The 20472-nt window shown below is 45.9% G+C and carries 15 protein-coding genes; 4 read left to right on the top strand and 11 right to left on the bottom strand.

Translation table 11 applies throughout. From position 1 onward, the window contains the following. Window positions 1-78: 78 nt before the first annotated feature. From AC1RR2_RS04395 to ugpQ, 6 genes are all read right to left on the bottom strand, one after another. Window positions 79-831: an electron transfer flavoprotein subunit beta/FixA family protein gene (locus AC1RR2_RS04395; RefSeq protein WP_493221082.1), complete on the bottom strand. Its 753-nt coding sequence runs from the start codon at window positions 829-831 to the stop codon at window positions 79-81. A gap of 354 nt (window positions 832-1185) precedes the next feature. Further along, window positions 1186-1413: a sulfurtransferase TusA family protein gene (locus AC1RR2_RS04400; RefSeq protein WP_186890300.1), complete on the bottom strand. Its 228-nt coding sequence runs from the start codon at window positions 1411-1413 to the stop codon at window positions 1186-1188. 251 nt (window positions 1414-1664) lie between these two features. Next, the gene (gene alaS / locus AC1RR2_RS04405; protein WP_493221083.1) at window positions 1665-4277 is read right to left on the bottom strand and encodes an alanine--tRNA ligase; all 2613 of its coding nucleotides are present in this window, start codon (window positions 4275-4277) and stop codon (window positions 1665-1667) included. Window positions 4278-4465: 188 nt separating this feature from the next. After that, window positions 4466-5158, bottom strand: coding sequence for a substrate-binding periplasmic protein (locus tag AC1RR2_RS04410; RefSeq protein WP_493221084.1), 693 nt, complete (start codon window positions 5156-5158; stop codon window positions 4466-4468). Between the two features lie 308 nt (window positions 5159-5466). Continuing rightward, window positions 5467-5790, bottom strand: coding sequence for a hypothetical protein (locus tag AC1RR2_RS04415; RefSeq protein WP_493221085.1), 324 nt, complete (start codon window positions 5788-5790; stop codon window positions 5467-5469). Window positions 5791-5955: 165 nt separating this feature from the next. Next, on the bottom strand, window positions 5956-6708 hold the full coding sequence (ugpQ, locus tag AC1RR2_RS04420) for a glycerophosphodiester phosphodiesterase (RefSeq protein WP_493221086.1): 753 nt from the start codon (window positions 6706-6708) through the stop codon (window positions 5956-5958). A gap of 42 nt (window positions 6709-6750) precedes the next feature. Between ugpQ and AC1RR2_RS04425 the strand changes: the two genes are divergently transcribed. Then, window positions 6751-7992, top strand: coding sequence for a CaiB/BaiF CoA transferase family protein (locus tag AC1RR2_RS04425; RefSeq protein ID WP_493221087.1), 1242 nt, complete (start codon window positions 6751-6753; stop codon window positions 7990-7992). A 134-nt stretch (window positions 7993-8126) separates the two neighbouring features. Further along, window positions 8127-8798 (top strand): hypothetical protein, encoded by a 672-nt coding sequence (locus AC1RR2_RS04430; protein WP_493221088.1) that lies wholly within the window; start codon window positions 8127-8129, stop codon window positions 8796-8798. Between the two features lie 98 nt (window positions 8799-8896). Here the strand turns inward: AC1RR2_RS04430 and AC1RR2_RS04435 are convergent, their stop codons facing one another. The 5 genes from AC1RR2_RS04435 to AC1RR2_RS04455 all read right to left on the bottom strand — a co-directional run bounded on the left by AC1RR2_RS04435 (window position 8897) and on the right by AC1RR2_RS04455 (window position 16067). Continuing rightward, complete coding sequence (locus tag AC1RR2_RS04435) at window positions 8897-11698, bottom strand: M16 family metallopeptidase (protein ID WP_493221089.1); 2802 nt, start codon at window positions 11696-11698, stop codon at window positions 8897-8899. 244 nt (window positions 11699-11942) lie between these two features. Next, window positions 11943-13637 carry a S41 family peptidase gene (locus AC1RR2_RS04440; protein ID WP_493221090.1) on the bottom strand — a complete coding sequence of 565 codons (1695 nt, stop codon included), beginning with the start codon at window positions 13635-13637 and terminating at the stop codon, window positions 11943-11945. Window positions 13638-13822: 185 nt separating this feature from the next. Further along, the gene (locus AC1RR2_RS04445; RefSeq protein ID WP_493221091.1) at window positions 13823-14779 is read right to left on the bottom strand and encodes a hypothetical protein; all 957 of its coding nucleotides are present in this window, start codon (window positions 14777-14779) and stop codon (window positions 13823-13825) included. A 68-nt stretch (window positions 14780-14847) separates the two neighbouring features. Next, window positions 14848-15702 (bottom strand): ABC transporter ATP-binding protein, encoded by an 855-nt coding sequence (locus AC1RR2_RS04450; RefSeq protein WP_493221092.1) that lies wholly within the window; start codon window positions 15700-15702, stop codon window positions 14848-14850. Next, complete coding sequence (locus AC1RR2_RS04455) at window positions 15699-16067, bottom strand: GntR family transcriptional regulator (RefSeq protein WP_493221093.1); 369 nt, start codon at window positions 16065-16067, stop codon at window positions 15699-15701. Before AC1RR2_RS04455 ends, AC1RR2_RS04450 begins: the two co-directional genes overlap by 4 nt. Window positions 16068-16292: 225 nt before the next feature. Here AC1RR2_RS04455 and AC1RR2_RS04460 point away from each other — a divergent pair, with 225 nt between their 5' ends. Beyond that, window positions 16293-18380 carry a S9 family peptidase gene (locus tag AC1RR2_RS04460; RefSeq protein WP_493221094.1) on the top strand — a complete coding sequence of 696 codons (2088 nt, stop codon included), beginning with the start codon at window positions 16293-16295 and terminating at the stop codon, window positions 18378-18380. 409 nt (window positions 18381-18789) lie between these two features. Continuing rightward, on the top strand, window positions 18790-20370 hold the full coding sequence (locus AC1RR2_RS04465; RefSeq protein ID WP_493221095.1) for a serine hydrolase domain-containing protein: 1581 nt from the start codon (window positions 18790-18792) through the stop codon (window positions 20368-20370). Window positions 20371-20472 lie beyond the last annotated feature (102 nt).

The following is a 20472-nucleotide window of genomic DNA, read 5'->3' on the forward strand; positions in this document are numbered from 1 at the left end:
TGTTTCCGCAAATTCACAAATGAATTTGCTTAAAAATTTGATTGAAATGAATAAGGAAAAAAGTTCACAAACGAAGAATTAGCCGATCACTTTAGCTTCGTTTTTTAGTTTGCTAACTAATGTCGCGACGTCAGGAACAATAATGCCGGCAGAACGTTTTGCTGGTTCTGTGACTTTCAAAGTCTTGATACGGGAAGTCACATCGACACCCAAATCGGCTGGTTTGACGTTATCCAAAGTCTTCTTTTTCGCCTTCATGATGTTCGGCAAAGTCACATAACGTGGCTCATTCAAACGCAAATCAGTTGTGATAATTGCTGGCAATGTCAGGCTCAAAGTTTCCAAGCCGCCATCCACTTCACGTGTCACCGTTGCTTTGCCATCCGCGACTACCACCTTAGATGCGAAAGTCGCTTGTGGCCAGCCCAATAAGGCTGCCAACATTTGACCCGTTTGATTGCAATCGTCATCAATCGCTTGCTTACCCAAGATAATCAATTGTGGTTGTTCTTTATCTGCCAAAGCTTTGAGCAATTTAGCCACTGCTAAAGGTTGAAGTTCTGCGTCGGTTTCGACCAAGATACCGCGATCAGCACCAATCGCCATCGCAGTACGCAGCGTTTCCTGACATTGCAATACGCCACAAGACACAGCAATCACTTCAGTCACCACACCAGCTTCTTTTAAGCGGGTCGCTTCTTCTACAGCGATTTCATCGAATGGGTTCATCGACATTTTGACGTTGGCAACATCAACGCCAGAGCCATCGGATTTGACGCGGACTTTAACGTTATAGTCAACCACGCGCTTAACTGGTACTAAGACTTTCATAGTTTTGCCTTTACTGTGCTTGCTAGGGTAAATAAGATAAAAATAAATAAGATGAAAAACGAATAATAAAACCTAAGAATGCTGTTGCTAGTCTACGCTGAGTTCGGACTAAAACTCGCTAATTGACGTAAACGTAAAGTAGATGATTATAGATGTTAACAGGAAACGCGTCTGCATTTTTAGAACGTTCGTTCTTTTTTTGAAAACTGATGAATTCTTCTATGAAATCCTTGGGTTTTGATAAAAAAAAACCACAAAAATATTTGTGGTTTTTTAAGACTTTGTCATTTTGAACTTATTTCAAACACTCAAATAACACTATGTTAAGTAGATATTCTGTGCAGATCGCCTGATCTATTTGCGCTTCAAGAAATATTCAAATTCATTGCTGACTTCAATATGCGACAACAATTCATTACCAGTTTGCTTGGAAAAAGCTTTGAAATCACGTACCGAACCCGGATCAGTTGCAATCACGCGCAAGACTTCGCCCGTGATCATTTCGGCCAAAGCTTTTTTTGCTTTTAAGATAGGAAGCGGGCAACTTAATCCACGAGCATCCAGTTCTTTATTGAATTGCATGATTTTACCTGTTACAAAATAAAAATAGCTTTTAAGAAACCAATAAACTGTTAAAACTTGATGCGAGTAATTCTACCGGAAATTCCCACGAATTGTGCAACGCAACAAGCAAAACATGTTTTACTTTTGCTTCTAATCTACTTTAACTGTAATAACAATAATAATTAATACAAGGGATTACTTAAATACTTGTATTTGCACGTTCTTCAAGTGCTCCCTCACTGCTTTAACGCTATGACTATTGTTCTGGCTTACAGCTTTGCTGCCAACCAGGCAGGAACTGCCGCCAAAGCAGCTGGTAAGCCTTCTGGATGCGTGCCACCTGCTTGTGCCATGTCCGGACGACCACCACCTTTACCACCGACTTGTTGCGCTACAAAATTCACCAGATCACCAGCCTTAACTTTACTTGTGCAATCTGCGCTCACGCCTGCAGTCAAACTCACTTTGCCGTCGATCACTGAGGCCAAAACAACTACCGCGGTCTTCAATTGATCCTTTAAGCGCGTGACGGAATCCCGCAAAGCGTTCGCATCTGCACCATCAAAAGTCGCGACCAAGACTTTCACGCCATTCATATCCAGTGCTTGTGACAACATTGCATCCGCTTGATTAGAGGCCAATTTTGATTTCAATGCAGCGACTTCTTTTTCCAACGACTTCATTTGATCTTGCCACTGACTCAGGCGTGAACCGATGTCTTCTGGCTGCACTTTCATCGTTGCTGCAACTTGACTGATACTTGCATCCATATCTTGTACCAACTTGAATGCAACCTCACCAGTCACCGCTTCAACGCGACGAATACCAGCCGCAATACCACCCTCACCGACGATCTTGAATAAGCCGATATCGCCAGTACGATGCACGTGTACACCACCGCACAATTCACGTGACGTGCCTATGTCTAAGACGCGTACTTCATCGCCATACTTTTCACCGAACAAAGCCATTGCGCCATGTTTTACCGCGTCATCGAAGGACATCAATTGCGCCTGAGTCGCGACGTTCGCTAAAATTTCACGGTTCACGATGACTTCAACTTGACGAATTTCTTCAGCGGTCATCGGTGCATTGTGGCTAAAATCGAAACGGGTTTTTTCTGCGTCGACCAAAGAACCTTTTTGTGCAACGTGTGCGCCCAGAACTTCGCGCAAAGCTTTGTGCATCAAGTGGGTTGCAGAGTGATTGCGAATAGTGTGTCCACGCAATACTTTATCGACTTGAGCGCTGACTGCATCGCCAACAGCCATGCTACCAGCGGCTAACACACCATGATGGCCAAACACATCAGCTTGAATTTTCTGTGTATCAGCGACGTCGAAAGCCACACCATTCGCCGCTTGCAAGACACCAGCGTCGCCACATTGTCCACCGGACTCAGCGTAGAACGGTGTTACATCCAGCACCACAATCGCGGCCTGGCCTGCGTCAATCTTTTGTACCGCTGCGCCATCGACATACAAGGCAATGACTTTACTGTCATAGCTTAATTGCTCGTACCCGACGAATTTTGATTTCTCACCGTTGTATTCAATTGCGGTGTTCATTTTGAACTTACCAGCAGCACGTGCCATTTGTTTTTGATTGGCCATTGCAGCATCAAAGCCCGCTTCGTCCAACACTACATTGCGTTCACGGCAAATGTCGGCCGTTAAATCTAATGGGAAGCCGTAAGTATCGTACAAAGTGAAGGCCGTATTGCCATCCAGATTCTTGCTATCTTTGGCCAGTGCCCCTTCGAGAATCTTCATCCCGTGTTCCAGCGTTTCGCCGAAACGCTCTTCTTCTTGCTTTAAGACTTGTGCAACGCGCTCACCTGCCTCTGCTAATTCGGGATAAGCAACGCCCATTTCTTTTACGAGATCAGCCACCAACTTGTAGAAGAATGGTTTGGTTTGACCGAGTTTATGACCATGACGCAACGCACGACGGGTAATACGGCGCAACACATAACCGCGACCTTCATTGCCTGGAATGATGCCATCGACAATCAGGAAACCTGCGCAACGGATATGGTCAGCGATCACTTTCAAAGAGTTATTTTTCAAATCGGCACAGCCAGTTTCACGTGCAGCCGCTTTGATCAAAGCCTGAAAGGTATCAATTTCGTAGTTGGAATGTACGTGCTGCAGAACCGCTGCAATACGCTCTAAACCCATGCCGGTATCGACGCATGGTTTTGGCAATGGATGCAAAACACCTTGTTCATCTTTATTGAATTGCATGAACACCAGATTCCATACTTCAATAAAACGATCACCATTTTCATCAGGAGAACCCGGAGGGCCGCCCCAAATTTCTGCCCCATGATCATAGAAAATTTCGCTGCAAGGGCCGCAAGGGCCAGTATCTGCCATCTGCCAAAAATTGTCCGATGCGTAACGCGCGCCTTTGTTGTCGCCGATGCGAATAATGCGCTCAGCTGGTACGCCGATTTCATCTTTCCAGATGTTGTAGGCTTCGTCATCTTCTTGATACACAGTGACAGTCAACTTCTCTTTTGGCAAACCATAAGTGACTGTCAACAATTCCCAAGCGTAGTTAATCGCATCGCGTTTGAAATAATCGCCAAACGAGAAGTTACCCAGCATTTCAAAGAAAGTATGGTGACGTGCGGTGTAACCGACGTTTTCTAAGTCATTATGTTTACCGCCAGCGCGCACACTACGCTGCGCAGTCGTTGCACGTGTATAGCTGCGTTTATCTTGTCCCAGGAACACGTCTTTAAATTGCACCATGCCTGAATTGGTAAACAACAAGGTTGGATCATTGCCCGGAATCAAGCTGGAAGAGCGGACAATGCTATGTCCTTTAGATTCAAAGAATTTGAGGAATTTTTCGCGAATTTCTGACGAGTTCATAGTTTATATAGAGGCAAAGGCCATGCAAAAAGTGAATTTAACCTTTGATTATACGTGAAGACGCAGGCATTTTCGTCGCCAAAACAAAAAACCCGCCTAGTGCGCACACTCCAGCGGGTTTCATTTTTATCTTCGACTTGCGGTTTTCAACATTCAACAACGTAGGCTCAATAGGTGGCGGTCGAATTTTAATAATCGATCAACAATTTAGGCAAAGACCCATTTTTCACACCCCGCTCTATTGCAGCATCAATCTTTCCCATCACATCTTGCTGTCGTGTTTTAGAACTTGCGAAATGAATAGTGTCGAGAAAAATAGGATTGAGCGAAACATTAAAAGTCCGACCTGTAAGCTCAGGATCATTAAAACTCGGCACAACTTTTCGATTGATCGCCTCCTCTATCTGCTCGCGACTGACATGGATCGTAAATGGCACAAAGATGATGTCACTGCGCCGTGAAATCAATTTTCTAAATCGTTCTTGATAGGACAATAAATCTTCCTGCACTGTAAAAATCGTAGTGCGCGCTCTGTCATACTCAATGCCATGCGTAATTCCCACATTGGCGCTTACCACCTTAGACTTTAAATCTTTTAATTCCGATAATTTCGCGTTTTCTGGGCCATAAGAAATAGCCCATACGGGCAAATGAACTACCGGTAAAGAGAACCGAAATGACTCAAGTCGTTCGCTGGATTTTGAAAAACCGTAAATGATGCCATTGCCCTTTAAGACCTCTAGTTGAGCACGTTTCCATGGCAAAAAAACAATGGAAAATTTCAGACCCGCTTCTCGCTCAAAATATTGAAACACTTTGTTCACTTGTGGCGTCAGTGGAATCGCTTTGCCCTTTGCATCCAAAACTTCCGGGTAGTACAAATTAACACTCTGCGCAGTCTGCCCAAAGGAAGACGCGCTACATTGAGCAATAAAGACAAGTGAACAAACACGAATAAATCGCAATATTGACATAGGAAAAAATCAGTTCTGACTGTACGCGGGAAGTATGAACCGTTTATTTTATTGGTCAATTGAAATATTACGATACGGCACTATTGTGCCTTTTTTGGCAATTTTGTGTCGCCAATTCGACGACACATGCCGCTCTGACGCGCTCAATACAAATAGCCCGCCTATTTTGTATTGAGCACTTAAGCAAACAAAGAAACCGTAAAACGAAACCGGAGTTACTGCGAATTTCTCCCGTTATGCTTCTTGTTGTAGATCTTTCTACTGGCGCGGTTTTGCTCAGACTGTAGCTTCGCACGTTCAGCATCCGTCACCACACCATCGGCTTTAGCGGCTTTTTTATCCGCTTGAATCTTGGCCTGACGCATTTCCAAATGAGCGGTTTCTCTCGCAGTCAATTCACCAGACCGAACGCCATCAGCAATTCGTTTTTGTTGCGCCACCTGGCGCTTACCTACATGCTGCGTTGCAGTTGTTTGTGCGAACACTGGGATAGTGAGTGCGCTTGCAAGTAACAATACAATACTGTTTGTCATTTTCATGTTCTTTCCTTTTTCATCAATATGAAATTAAGTGATAGAGAGTATTCTCATTTCTGACTTCTAATTTCAGCACTTTGCTGATGAAAACTATAACGCGACTATCGATGAAATGATGACCCTATTTTTGTAAGGAAAGTAAGCATTTGTAAGTACGGAGAAACACTCTTAGGTACGTTCAGCAAAATCAGCCCCGATCAAATCAATACGATCAGTACAAAATCCATCGACACCCCAAGACATAATTTCACGTCCTCGTTCAGGCGCATTCACCGTGTAACAAAATAATCCATAGCCTGCTTCTTTAATTTCTTTTGCCCACACTGGTGTTAGTTTTTTCTGGTTCGTATGTAAGGCGACCGCCTCTAATTCACGTAAGGAATTTAACCAGTCGAGTTCATAGTCATCTAATAAGTAGCCACGGGCGATTTCAGGAGCGGCTTGCTTTGCTGACAGCAGTGCGTCAAAAGAAAATGAAGAAAATAAGGGCGGCACCAAAGCAGAGTCACCTGCTTGAAGTAATTCTCTCGTCAGACTAGCAACAACCTGACCCGTCTCTTTTTCAAATCCCGGCGCTGGTTTAATCTCTACATTCATCCAAATCTGATGTGCCTGACAAAATGAGAAGACCGCTTCGTAACTAGGTACACGCTCTTGCGCGAAACGCGAAGCAAACCAAGAGCCAGCATCCATCTGCATTAAATCTTGCGCCAAGGTCCTTGCCACCGCGCCTGTTCCTGCCACTGTTCTGCCAAATTCAGGATCATGCATTAGCACAGGCACGCCATCCTTTGATAACATCACATCAAACTCGACTGCACGAAAACCATAATCTAAGCCACACTGCATCGCAGCCAAGGTATTCTCCGGTGCCAAACTACCACCACCACGGTGTGCTACGATTTTAGGATATGGCCACATCAGATACTCCCTCAACAATCCAGTGAAATGAAGACAGCATATATGCAGAACTCCCCACAACACAAGACCGCATTGGGACATATTCGAGTATTAGATTTGACGCGCGTTCTGGCCGGCCCCTGGTGCTCACAAAATCTGGCGGATCTGGGGGCTGAAGTGATTAAAGTCGAACGTCCAGGTTGTGGCGATGACACGCGCAGTTGGGGACCACCTTATTTGAAAGATAGTGCAGGCAAAGACACAAGCGAGGCCGCTTATTATCTGGCGGCCAATCGTGGCAAACAGGCGATTACTATCGACATTTCCACAGCCGAAGGTCAGGAAATTATTCGTGCTCTGGTCATGCAATCGGATGTGGTGCTGGAAAACTATAAAGTTGGTCAGCTCAAAAAATATGGACTGGATTACTCCTCGTTACAACAAATTAAACCTGACCTAGTCTATTGCTCCATCACAGGCTTTGGACAAGACGGCCCTTATGCCCAACGCGCTGGATATGACTTCATTATCCAAGGTATGGGAGGCTTAATGTCTCTAACTGGTGAGCGTGATGACTTACCGGGTGGTGGGCCACAAAAAGCCGGCGTTGCCATCACCGATCTGATGACCGGCATGTATGCCACGATTGCCGTTTTAGCCGCACTCACGCACAGAGACAAAACAGGTGAAGGTCAATACATAGACATGGCATTACTCGATGTTCAGGTTGCTATGCTGGCCAATATGGGCGCCAATTATCTACACAGCGGTAAAGCGCCGCAACGCTGGGGCAATGCACATCAAAACATCGTCCCCTATCAAACGTTTGCTACTGCAGACGGGCATATTATCGTCGCTGCAGGTAACGATGCGCAGTATCGTAAGTTCGTACAAATAGGTGGTCGCGGGGAGTTAGCTGAAGACAAGCGCTTTCTAAGCAATCCACTAAGGGTCGAACACCGCGACGTGTTAGTTCCCATCTTAGCGGACATGGTAAAAACTAAAACAAAAGCGGAATGGATCAGCACACTAGAGGCAGCAGGTGTCCCTTGCGGCCCCATCAATAATTTAGATGAAGTATTTCACGACCCGCAAGTACAGTCACGTCAAATGCAAGTTGAGATGGCGCATCCAAGTTCGGGCAGCGTGCGCCTGGTCGGCAGCCCAATGAAGTTATCAAAAACACCCGTGCAATATGAACAAGCGCCGCCACTATTAGGACAGCACACCGAGCATTGCCTGCGCACTTTGCTCAATTTCGATGATGCAAAAATAGCCAACTTAAAGGCAAGTGGGATTATTTAAAGCGACTGTGCAGTGCGTAGCGCAATACTGTGTAAGTTCGATTAGGGATATACCGGGGATAAGCGTCAACTGCGGTCATCGCGAGCGCGTTGTTGGCATATAGCGCTATCCCGCTACTCTCTTAGGAAAAAATCATGCGAAAAATCATCATAATTGCTGCGGTACTGATACTTAGCCAATTGACAGGCTGTGTTGCACATCGTTATCACAGCTCGGCTGCGAGAAATTACAACGCTAACGACGCCTACAGTAATCAATACGCCAATCAAACTCAATATCAAGAAGTATATCGGGATCCATATGCATCGCAGGCGCCTCAGGTATCAAGGCAATATCAGGATAACTACGCTTATCAAGACAATTACAATTCAAGTTATCAAAACAATTCGGATATCGCGCAAATCGTAGCAATCCGAAATATTGCTCAAGTTCGCGAGACTGGCGGCGGTGGTGCCGTCGTCGGTGCCATTTTAGGCGGTATCATAGGCAATCAATTGGCACGCGGCGATGACCATCACTCTCGCAGTTCACGTTATGACCGTCGAGGCAATAGTCGTTATTATGGTCGCAGTCATAGCAACGATGAGGGCGGCCGTGCTGCAGCAACGGTCGGTGGTGCCATTATCGGCGGCCTGATTGGGAACGAAGTTGATCGTTCTTCATCTGAACAAGTCTCGCGCACCGAAATCACTCTGCGCTTAGCCAACGGCAGAACGCAAGCAGTGTTGATGGATAATCCAGGGCAGTTCCGCGTTGGTGACCGAGTCAGAGTGGCGAATCAAAATGGACGTTTAGTGATTATGTAAAAACGCCAAAAATTTCTTTGTATTCAATAAAAAACGCGGTGTGATTTCTCCCACCGCGTTTTCTTTTGTGCTACAACTTACTTACCAAATCTCACAAATTACTTAGCTGCTGCAGCCGCTTTCTTAGCAGCACCGGCGAAATCACCGGCGTAGTAATGCGCAATACTTTCAGGCTTGATAAATTTGCGAATTGCCGCGTTAACTTGATCTAAGGTCAACGCAGCAATCTTCGCATCTAATTCCGCGTCGAAGGCCATGCTGCGACCGAGGAACAATTGACTACGCAGAGCACCTGCCAAAGCGGGATCTTGCGCGCGTCGTAAGGCAAAAGTCTGTGCCAAAGCTTGTTTTGCATCAGCCAATTCTGTTGCGTTGATACCGTCTTTGACAAACAATGCCAACTCTTCTTTAAAGCCGTTTTGCAAACGCTCTAAATTTTGTGGTGCAAACATCGCATACAAAGTCAAACTCGCATTTTTATCTAGGGCAGGAATAGATACGCCACTACCTACGCCATAGCTGATACCTTCTTTTTGACGCAAACGTCCAAACAAACGAGATTTAATACCGCCGCCCAGCACATTATCAGCGACTAATAAGGCCGCATATTCTGGGGCCTGATCATTCAATTCAAATGGTAAATCGGCCAGATAGAAGGCATTTGCTTTATCCGGCGTTTCCAACTTAACTACAGCAGCTTCTGCAGTTACAGATAAGTTCGGCGCGCGGGTGAACTTTGTTGGGCTATTCCAATCACCAATCAGACTTGCCAATTTAGTTTTCACTAAGGCCGTGTCAAAATCACCGACTAAACTAAACTCTGCTGCGCTCGAGCCATAGAAGTTCTTATAAAAATCTTTAACCGCATCAAGCTTAATTGCACTGTACTCAGCAATGCCGTCGTCAATGCTCGCGGCATAACGTACGTCACCTTTTTTGTACGGTGCATTTTTCTTGACCTTCAAGGCTTCAGAAGCAGCAGTTTGTGGCTCATTACGGGAACTTTCTAGACCCGACAAGTTTTCCTTCACCAGCAAATCAAATTCAGATTGAGGGAAACTTGGCGCACGTAGAACTTCACGTATAACGTCCAACAAAGCTGGCAAATTGGCGCGGACAGTTTCAAAGCTGATCATCACGTTTTGCCCAGCACCTGATACAGACAATTTGGCTTTTAATTCACCCAATTTCGTATCCAACTCGGCACGGCTAAATTTACTCGAACCACGCATCAACATATCTGCAGCGATATCGGCAGGAACCACTTTGCCGAACAAAGATTTTTCATCGCCCAGATGTAAATTCAAACGGCCACTGACGGTTTCACCACGTGTTTTCTTACTTAACAATGCCACTTTCGCACCATTAGCCAAGGTGAATTTCTCGGTACGCTTATCGATATTCGCTGGCGTTGCTTCGAAAGTCTCACCCGCTTCAACCTTAGCACGACCTTTATAACCGTCGACTAATTTCGCAACATCTGGCACCTCAGGAATTTCAGCACGATCAGGTGTTGCCACTGGAATGAACTGACCAAAACTACGATTGTCTTGCTTGTAGTAATTCTTCGCGACGCGCGCAATGTCTGCCAACGTCAATGCTTCAATACGATCACGTTGAATAAAGAATAAACGCCAATCGCCCATCGCTATCGATTCTGACATGCTGACGCACAAGCGTTGTGGATCGTTTAGTGTCTTTTCTAATTCATTCAAGAGCGTTGTTTTCGCGCGCTTTAGCTCTGCTTCCGTGACTGGATTTTTCTCCAAGCCCTCCACTGTTTCTATCAAAGTTTTCTTCGCGGCATCAACATTTTGATCTTTACTCAGAATCGACAAATACATCGCATAGCCTGGCTCGGCCAACTGGAAGGTCACATTGGCCACGCCTACCGCCTGCTTAGTTTCCACCAATTGTTTATGCAAACGTCCATTTGGTGCGGAACCCAAGATATCACCCAAAGCAGCAATGGCTGCTGCATCAGCATGACTACCCGCAGCTGTTGGATACAACACTGCTGCCATTTGTTGGTCAGTTACACGTCGAACCGTCACTTCACGGACGCCATCACGCGCTTGTTCGCGCGTCCAGGTTTTTTCAAGTTGACGGCTAGGTTTTGCAATCCCACCAAATGTTTTTTCTATCAGTGCCAAAGTCGCCGTCGTATCAAACTTACCGGCCACCATCAATACTGCATTGTCAGGTTGATAGAATTTACGATAAAAACCTTGCAGATTGTCGATCTTGACGCCTTCAACGTCAGCACGCGCACCTATGGTGTTATTACCATAATTGTGCCAATCAAAAGTGACGGCGGCTAATTGCTTCCACAACACACGGAAAGGATTATTTTCGCCAATTTCCATCTCATTGCGTACCACCGAAAACTCAGTATCCAGATCACTGCGGGCGATTTTGGAATTGATCATACGATCCGCTTCCATGTTCAATGCCCATTTCAAGTTATCTTCACTGGCTGGGAAAGTCTCATAGTAGTTGGTACGGTCATAAAAGGTCGTACCATTAAACTGCATACCACGCTTACTCAATTGGTCCATCAAATTACCGCTGGTCTTAGTGCCCTTAAACAATAAATGTTCGAGCAAATGCGCCATCCCGGTTTCGCCGTAGCTTTCATGACGTGAGCCGACCAGGTAGGTCACATTGACAGTCGTCGTTGGCTTGGAGGCATCCGGTGCCAGCAAGACGCGCAAACCATTTGCGAGACGATATTCAGTAATACCTTCAACTGAGGTGTGAATTGTGGCAGCTGGCGCGGCTTTCGTTGTTTTTACTGCCTTTGCAGCTGGCGCTTTTGCGTCTTGCGCAAAAGTTGAAATAGATAAAGAAGCAGAACCAAACGCCAATGCACAGGCGAGACAGACGGGTTTAAGTTTCATATTGTTCCCATTGGTAGAAAAATTGTGGCATTTAAAAATTATATAAAACGACTATTTTGTTGCTCTATGTCAAATAATAAATTTCTTATCGTTCGTTTAATAAAACGAAGTTTCTAGCATATCAAAATTGACATACTCTGAGGTGATTTCAGATGAAAATAGTTTTTTTGAGGACGAAATTTAGATAAAGCGGGATCAAAAGACTTACGCAAACACTGCCGATTAAAAATGCGTCAAACACCAACTACTTAAGTTCAGCAATCGCAGCTTCTAGCACCGTATCTCGATTCGCGCGAAAATCTTTCAGGTTGTGGAAGACGCGACGGCCTACCTGCACACCAACGCCAACAAAAGCTTTGCCATCTGGATAGGTATCATGCTTGCTAACGATCGTTGCCATTCCCCCTCCTGGAAGATTGATGAGCAATGGTTGACCAGTGCTTCCGCCCGATGCTTCCCCGATAATCATACCTCGCTGCATCAGATCAAAAGCCACTAAAAAATCTTCAGCCGCTGAATATGTTTGCGCAGCACTTAAGACCACTACTTTGCCAGCGAAATGAAGTTGCGCATCAGCGGGTATTTTGCGGGTTTCAAATTTAAAAGCCGGTTCAGTGCGTCCCCAAGCACGGATCGCGGGTTTATAGTCACGGGTGCTGGACGCGCCAACCTCAAATGGCTGATTCGTCAGTGTACTTAAGATTCGGTAACCCACACTTCCATTCCCACCACCGTTTTTACGTACATCAAAAATAATCGCTTTTGCTTTTGCGATTTGTGGAAAAGCCGACAGATATTCTCGCGCTGCAGCGTCAGTCCCGAATGAATTCAAAGCCACATAGGCAATATTGTTGTCTAACATACGCCAGGAGAAAGCGGGCAGTGCCGGCATCAATTCTGATCGCTTTTTTGTATCAACTCTCGGTACCAGGTATTTCGCCTTCTTGCCGTGTTGATCTTGAACGCTTAGCTCAATTCTTTCATTCAAGGGCCCCATCAAAAACTGCGAGACATACAAGCGTCGTTGCATATCTTGCGGCGTAGAAGCACTGATAAAAGGCGCTATATGTTGCTGCAGATATTGCTTTACTGGTTCACCGTTTACCTGTAGTACTTCCATACCTACCGCCAAACCTTGAGTGCGCAATAGCTCATCAGCGACCTCCGTCAAAATCACACGATCTTCGATCAAGCTAGCACGTAGCAAGGGCATTGCGAAAGACTGATCAATCAATTCTTTTGGTGGGATCACACGAGTGTGCCCATCTTTCAACATGGCTGCCATGCTGATTAACAATCGATAATACTGTTCTGTCTTGGTGGCTGCTTTGACTTTAGGGAGATATTGAAAAAATAGCGCATCCCAGTCTAGCTCTTTAAGGCTCTCGGTAAAGACAAAGCCATACTTAACTTCAGACCACAACTTCGCCAGTCCTGCTAATCTTTGATCTTCGCTAAGCTGATCGCTATAAGGTATTTTCCAAACGTCAGAGTCCCACAGACGAGCGTCTTTCTTCCGTTTTTCGTTCAGCGTATCGAGTAAAACTTGCCATCTGCCATCCTTATGCAGTGACACTAAGTCTGTGTCTTTCTTCAGATGTTCTAAATCAAGATATCCCGCTTTAATTGATTTATCTAACCAAGTAAACGCAGAATCACGTTGCCCATCCATAGCGAAGGCACACGCGGCATTGTAGTGATGATTCACATTTAGTGTATCGATACTGGCCAGACGCACATAGTAATTGGCGGCACTTGCAAATTTTTCTTGCGCAAGCGCTTCCTTTGCTAACTGCATTAAATCCTGCACGCTAATATTGTCGTTTTTTTGCGAGATGGCTGTGCTAGGTGCTGGCTCTTGCGGGTAGCCGCTCACGTTGACTGCCGCAAACAAAGACATGAAGACAACTAGATTTTTTGTTTTTTTTACGACCGACATATAGACTCCTTTTATATAAGTTTCTCGACAGAAAATTAAACTGTTTTTTTAAAGTTGAAAGACGAACTACTGCGAGCCTTGCGTAGTGCATGGCTTCCCAGATAAAGTGTTTTTCCGATTTTACTTAAATGCGCATGGTGAGCACCAGTTCTTCACTACTAACCGGTGCCCGCAGGGCGAACTAGTTAACGGTCGCTATCACCAAAGCGGCGTATGCGGATGGCGATAGCCAACATCAAGGCGCCTGCGATTGCGCCTAGCCAGATTCCCGTTCCTTGTAATGCCAGCCAAGCCTGCTTAGAAATATTCTCCAATGTGAAGAAGTGCTGAGGTAAATCTATATTCGTTTGCTCAAGCAACCAACCAGCGGGAAAAACGCCCCCAACCAGATGCGCCACGATATGCGTCGCGTACCAACGCACATCCCATTCAAGATGAAAACTCTTATTTAAGAAAAGTGAAATCACCACTGTCAAAATTGGCAATCCTATCGCAAACGGAAACACCCTCGATTTTGCCCATGCTGAGACCATCAAGTACCAACCTACCGATGGCAAAGCCCAAAGCACATAAACCGGAAACAAAGCTAACACCCGGAACGGCAAAGCATATAGATCAGGATTGAGCATCAAAGCGCCGAATAAATTTAATGAAGTAAATGTCGATACGATTGCGTACAAAAAAATGAAGATGAAAAATAGTAAGCTAGCGATGGCCCACAACATCAATGGCAAAATGAATAGCGGAAAACAGCTCTTAGAAAATACTGTTTGCCAATCAGAGATCGGTAGGGATTTCCAAAACAAAACACTGCGATCGGCTCGCTCCGTATGTAATGTGCTCATCAAATAGATAATCGAAACAAATCCTCCAACACATAGCATCAGAAAGATCAGCATTTGCAAGGTCAAGGGAATTGACTCTTTCATCGTCGCGATAAAGTAAGTAGCGAAACTTAAGGCGGCATGAGGGTCTCGCTCCATTAACTTCGCGTTACTTAAAATACCTGCTTGCATTTTCCACGGGCTAGCAATGATTGCAGTCGCAAAATAAGCAAGACAAATGCTAATTGCAATTGCAACAGGTCCCCAAACAAACAGACCTTTATTTTCCCAAAACTCACGCTTTATTAACCATCGCATGGTGTTCAATCCATTAGTGGAAGCAGCGCTCTTTGCGTGAGAATGATTTGTGATTGCCTGCGTAGTCATCAGTAAGTTCCTTTCATCAAAGCGACGAATAAATCTGCGACACCTGGCGTTCTGGTATCGCCCAAGTGTGCCAATTGTGTTGGTGACACGCCGTCGAACAGCATGATGGTTTTGCCAAATACACTGCGTTGATCCAAGGGCTTTAATTCCAAGCCAGCCTGCTTATGCTCAGCGTCTACCAAGACCTCAACAAAGCGTCCCGCGACTTCATCCATCGATGTGTTGAGAACGATTTCACCCTCACGTATCAGTAATAAATCGGTCAAAATATGTTCGACCTCTTCTACCTGATGCGTGGTAATAATGATGGTTTTGTTTTCGTCAAAATAGTCTTCCAACAGATTCTGATAAAACATCTTTCTATACAGAATATCCAAGCCCAAAGTCGGCTCATCTAAGACCAGCACTTTGGCGTCAATTGCCATGACTAAGGCCAGATGCAATTGCACGACCATACCTTTGGACATTGCTTTCACTTTCATAGAAGCTTGTAGCTTGGTCGCCGCAATATAGCGCTCTGCTTTTTCTCGATTAAATTTTGGATGTATACCCTCCACAAAATCAATCGCATCACTGACGCGCAACCAACGCGGCAGAATCGCGACATCGGCAATAAAGCAAACATCGTTCATTAAAGCGTCGCGTTGCGTACGTGGATTCATACCCAAGACGGACAACTCACCATCAAAAGCAGTCAATCCTAAGATCGCCTTGAGCGTTGTGGTTTTACCAGACCCATTGGGGCCAATCAGACCCACGATACGTCCAGCCTGAATCTCAAAATTAACTTGATTAAGTACGGTCTTAGCACCGTATTTTTTACCTAAACCTTGAGCAGAAATAATGGTGCTCATGCATCCTCCTTAGTCGCTTTATCGGCGATCAATTTCTCTACCGTCAAACCCAGACGAGCGATACGTTGCAACATCGCTGGCCATTCTTCGTTTAGAAAACGTTCACGTTCACTGGCTAGCAATTTATCGCTGGCGCCATCGAGTACAAACATACCGAGTCCCCTTTTTGTTTCTACGACTTTCTCGTCGACTAGTTCCTGATAAGCACGTGACACAGTGATAGGATTCAATTGAAAATCCGCAGCGATCTGACGTACTGATGGCAGAGCGTCGCCGGTCTTTAAACGACCGTCCAAAATCATTGCCACGATTTGTTCCTTCAATTGCCGATATATCGGCGCATTGTCATTCCATGCTGTTGCCATAAGGCGTCCTTTGCTTCTTTGCTTGCTGGAAAATTAAACGATGATTTCAAAAAACATCATAAAATCACTGTTGTAGTTAACTATAACACTAACATTCAAAAAAATACACATCGTTTTACAAAATATTTATATCTCCTCAAAGTCAAAACCAAGCCTTAGGGCTAAAATGCTGCGTCCCGCGCAATTTAGCCTAAGCAGCGGGCAAGTATTCCCACAGGAGAAGATATGAAAATAAGAAATTTTGTTTTGAGCGCAGCCGCCTTGGCATTGGCTAGCATTAACATGAGTTCCGTCGCCCTTGCAGATCAACGTGGCTTCACGGTTGAAGATTTGGTCAAAATGGAACGCGTTGCCAGCCCGGTAGTTTCACCCGATGGCAAATTAGTCGTATATGCACAGCGTACGACAGACTTAGACAAGAATCGCGGGCGCTGGGATTTGTGGATGATCAATCTGACAGATGCGACACCAACACCAAAAAAACTCACCAACCTTGCTAGCAACAATGAAGGTAATAACTCCGGTCCGCAGTGGTCGGCTAAGGGTGACGCAATTTATTTTATCTCTAGCCGTTCTGGTAGCGGTCAGGTCTGGCGTTTAGCCGTGGCGGGTGGTGAAGCACAAAAAGTCACGGACTTACCACTCGATGTGGAAAGTTTCAAAGTCTCGCCTACTGAAAATCGCATCGCCATGGCGATAGAAGTATTTCGCGATTGCGCTGATTTGGCTTGCACCAAGGATAAATTAGAAGCCAAATCCAAAGTCAAAGCGACTGGTAAGATCCATGACAAACTATTTATCCGTCATTGGGATACCTGGGCTGATGGCCGGCGCAATGTTTTGTACTCCGCCAGCTTAGATGCGAATCATGTCGCTAGTAAGACGCCAGTCAGCTTATCGGGCGCTTTAGAAGCCGACGTTCATTCCAAGCCCGATGGCGATCAGGAAGATTACGCCTTCACCCCTGACGGCAATAGCGTCGTATTCTCAGCACGTATCGCTGGAAAAACCGAGTCCTGGTCCACCAACTTCGACCTTTTCAAAGTACCCGCGACAGGCGGTGCTGCGCCACAGAATCTGACTGCTGAGAATCCAGCTTGGGATGCGAAACCAGCGTTTTCACCTGACGGTAATACACTCGCTTATCTGGCGATGAAACGTCCAGGCTTTGAAGCTGATCGTTTCCAAATCATGTTGATGGATGTGAAAACTGGCAAAAAACAGGCTTTAGCGGAAAAATGGGATCGCTCCGCAAGCAAGCTGACGTGGTCAGAAGATGGCAAAACCTTGTACACCAGCGCCTTCGATCTCGGTCAATTACGACTGTTCGCAATTGACGCAAACAATGGCACGGTCAAAGCGCTAAGCGATAAAGGTTCGGTCGCTGGCTATGATGTACGTGGCAACACTGCGGTAATTGCCAAGGCCGATCTCGGTTCTGGTGCGCAACTGTTCACCACCAATGTCAACCAAGCTGCGTGGAAGCCGGTCACCGCCGTCAACCAACAGGCCTTAGCTGATGTGCGTTTCGGTGAATACGAACAATTTAGCTATGCTGGTGCCAAAGGTGAAAAAGTGTATGGCTACGTGATGAAGCCATGGAACGCGAAAGCAGGTCAGAAATATCCTGTCGCCTTCATCGTTCACGGTGGGCCCCAAAGCAGTTTTGCCAATAATTGGAGTTATCGTTGGAATCCGCAAGTCTACGCAGGCGCTGGTTATGCTGTGGTGTTTATCGACTTCCACGGCTCACTCGGCTATGGTCAAAAATTCACCGATGCGATCAGTCAAGATTGGGGTGGTAAACCGTTGGTCGATCTGAAATTAGGTATGGCTGCTGCCGCCAAACAATTCTCCTGGATAGACAGTAAAAATGCTTGTGCACTAGGCGCCTCCTACGGTGGCTATATGATGAACTGGATTGCAGGCAACTGGAACGATGGCTTCAAGTGCATCGTCAATCACGCTGGCGTATTTGATACCCGCGCCATGTATTACTCGACCGAAGAACTGTGGTTCAACGAATGGGAAAATGGCGGCACCTACTACGACGTTCCAGCCAAGCATGAAAAGTTCAATCCAGTTAGCTATGTAAAAAACTGGAAAACGCCGATGTTAGTAACGCAAGGTGAAATGGATTTCCGCATTCCAAGTACGCAATCTTTTGGCGCATTCACGGCCTTGCAGCGTCGCGGTATTGAAAGTCAACTGCTGACCTTCCCAGATGAGAATCATCACATCTTGAAACCAGCAAATTCCCTGTTCTGGCATCACACTGTGCTAAATTGGATGGGGAAATATTTGCCTAGATAATTAGCTTTAATGAGTTTTAAAAAAGGGAGCGATTAATTGGCTCCCTTTTTTTATTGCTATTGAGGGGAGAAACGTTAGTAAATCGACTGAAAGTCGGTGTTAAGATCGATCACAGAAAGTTAGGGCCTGTTAACATTTAAATCGGGAGATGCGTTCAAGCCAAAAGGTGGGATGGCAAGGCGTAGTTCGCCGCCGAGGCTGATGCCTCGGCAAGAGCTGCAACGCTGTCCATCGCGCCTTTTGGCTTGAACCCTTCGGGAATGGGTAAAACGGGCACATGGCGTTGTTGCAAGTCGCTTACAGTGCTCGCACTGAGGCGCGCCTTGACGCCTAGCCCTGTGCCCGTTTTTCCGCATTCGCACTCCCAATTTAAATGTTAACAGGCCCTAATCTCAACCGGAGAAATTCGATGTCCTCTTTTACACCCAATCAATTGCAGAGTCTACTAACACTGACATTAGCGATTTCATGCTGGCTAACACCGCTCGCCGCAACTGCACAAGCACCGACACAAACTTACGCACCCGCAGAATTCAAAGATACAAACCGACTACAAAAAGTCATGGCATTAATCCCCGAGGTCGATAAGCTTTATGTAGACTTGGCAAGTGCCGAACATTTACCCGGCTTAAGCTATGGCATCGTGATGGATGGCAAACTGATTCATACTTACTCGCAAGGTATGGCGAATCTGGAACGCAAAACGCCTGTGACAAGTAAAACCCAATTTCGAATCGCGTCCATGACCAAGAGCTTTGCCACGATGGCGACACTGCGCCTTCGAGATCAAGGATTATTAAAACTCGATGACCCTGTGAGTCTCTATTTACCCGAGTTACGCAATGTCCGTTTGCCGACCATAGACTCACCCGCTATTACGATACGACACTTGATGACGATGACAACAGGTCTGCCCGAAGATAATCCTTGGGGTGACCGCCAAATGGCTTTGAACAATCCTAGTCTGGAGCGATTTGTTGGCGGCGGTTTGTCTTTTTCAAATGTCCCGGGCGGCACTTTTGAGTACAGCAATCTTGGTTACGTTCTATTAGGTAAAGTCATCTCTAAAGTAAGCAAGATGCGCTTTCAAGATTACATAAGCAAAAACATCCTGCTACCGCTAGGGATGAAAGATACTATTTGGGAATACACGAAAGCGCCAGTCGGCCAATTTGCACTGGGCTACCAATGGCGTAACAATCAATGGGAAGCCGAGCCGATTTTGCACGATGGTGACGCTGCCGCAATGGGCGGCTTAATCACCACCATAGAAGACTTCGCCTTGTACACCGCCTTGCATCTTTCAGCGTGGCCAGCACGTAATGAGGCCGATCATGCGCCTGTCAAACGCGCCAGTTTGCGTGAAATGCAGCAAGCGCAAATTTTTGCAGGTATGCAAACAAAAGCAACCATGTTAGATGGGGTCACACCTAACCCTCGTTTTATCTCCTACGCCTATGGATTACGCACAACACGTGATGGCCAGAATGTGATTACGGTCGGCCATGGTGGCGGCCTGCCTGGTTATGGCAGTCAATTTTTTTTCGCACCGGACCACGGCATAGCCGTCATAGCATTTAGTAATTTGCGTTATGGGCCGGTCTATGCCCTAACAGGAAAGGCACTCAATCTCTTGATTGAAAAAGCAGCTTTACCCGCCAGAAGTACACAAGCCTCAGCAATCTTATTAAAGCGGCAGAGCCAGGTGGCGCAATTAATTCAAACTTGGGATAAGAGCTTGAGTGAAACCATCGCTGCTGAAAATTTGTTTATGGATCGCAGCCGCGAAGACTGGATGATAGAAAGCAAAAAACACCTAGATGCGATAGGAAAAATTCTGAGCGTGGGTGAAATCAAAGCCGAAAATCAATTGCGTGGCAGCTTTGAAGTGAAAGGCGAATCCGGTGTGTTACTCGTGTCGTTCACTCTCACACCAGAGCCAGACCCTAAAGTACAATTTATCAATATCAGCAAAACAAATCGTCCCTAAAACACCACAGCGCTAGGGTATGTAGAGCTCGAACAGCTGCGCTTCTTGATCCAAACCTCGACTACGAGCGGCGGATGTACAGAGGCTTGAGCAAAGCAAGTT

Source organism: Undibacterium sp. GW821-FHT11H02, from assembly GCF_058808015.1.

Bases quoted from the DNA above. Each gene is read 5' to 3' on its own strand.
- AC1RR2_RS04465 (WP_493221095.1), top strand. From the start codon at position 18,790: ATGTCCTCTTTTACACCCAATCAATTGCAGAGTCTACTAACACTGACA.
- alaS (WP_493221083.1), bottom strand. From the start codon at position 4,277: ATGAACTCGTCAGAAATTCGCGAAAAATTCCTCAAATTCTTTGAATCT.
- AC1RR2_RS04430 (WP_493221088.1), top strand. From the start codon at position 8,127: ATGCGAAAAATCATCATAATTGCTGCGGTACTGATACTTAGCCAATTG.
- AC1RR2_RS04435 (WP_493221089.1), bottom strand. From the start codon at position 11,698: ATGAAACTTAAACCCGTCTGTCTCGCCTGTGCATTGGCGTTTGGTTCT.
- AC1RR2_RS04440 (WP_493221090.1), bottom strand. From the start codon at position 13,637: ATGTCGGTCGTAAAAAAAACAAAAAATCTAGTTGTCTTCATGTCTTTG.
- AC1RR2_RS04400 (WP_186890300.1), bottom strand. From the start codon at position 1,413: ATGCAATTCAATAAAGAACTGGATGCTCGTGGATTAAGTTGCCCGCTT.
- AC1RR2_RS04445 (WP_493221091.1), bottom strand. From the start codon at position 14,779: ATGCGATGGTTAATAAAGCGTGAGTTTTGGGAAAATAAAGGTCTGTTT.
- AC1RR2_RS04395 (WP_493221082.1), bottom strand. From the start codon at position 831: ATGAAAGTCTTAGTACCAGTTAAGCGCGTGGTTGACTATAACGTTAAA.
- AC1RR2_RS04450 (WP_493221092.1), bottom strand. From the start codon at position 15,702: ATGAGCACCATTATTTCTGCTCAAGGTTTAGGTAAAAAATACGGTGCT.
- ugpQ (WP_493221086.1), bottom strand. From the start codon at position 6,708: ATGTGGCCATATCCTAAAATCGTAGCACACCGTGGTGGTGGTAGTTTG.
- AC1RR2_RS04455 (WP_493221093.1), bottom strand. From the start codon at position 16,067: ATGGCAACAGCATGGAATGACAATGCGCCGATATATCGGCAATTGAAG.
- AC1RR2_RS04460 (WP_493221094.1), top strand. From the start codon at position 16,293: ATGAAAATAAGAAATTTTGTTTTGAGCGCAGCCGCCTTGGCATTGGCT.
- AC1RR2_RS04425 (WP_493221087.1), top strand. From the start codon at position 6,751: ATGCAGAACTCCCCACAACACAAGACCGCATTGGGACATATTCGAGTA.
- AC1RR2_RS04415 (WP_493221085.1), bottom strand. From the start codon at position 5,790: ATGAAAATGACAAACAGTATTGTATTGTTACTTGCAAGCGCACTCACT.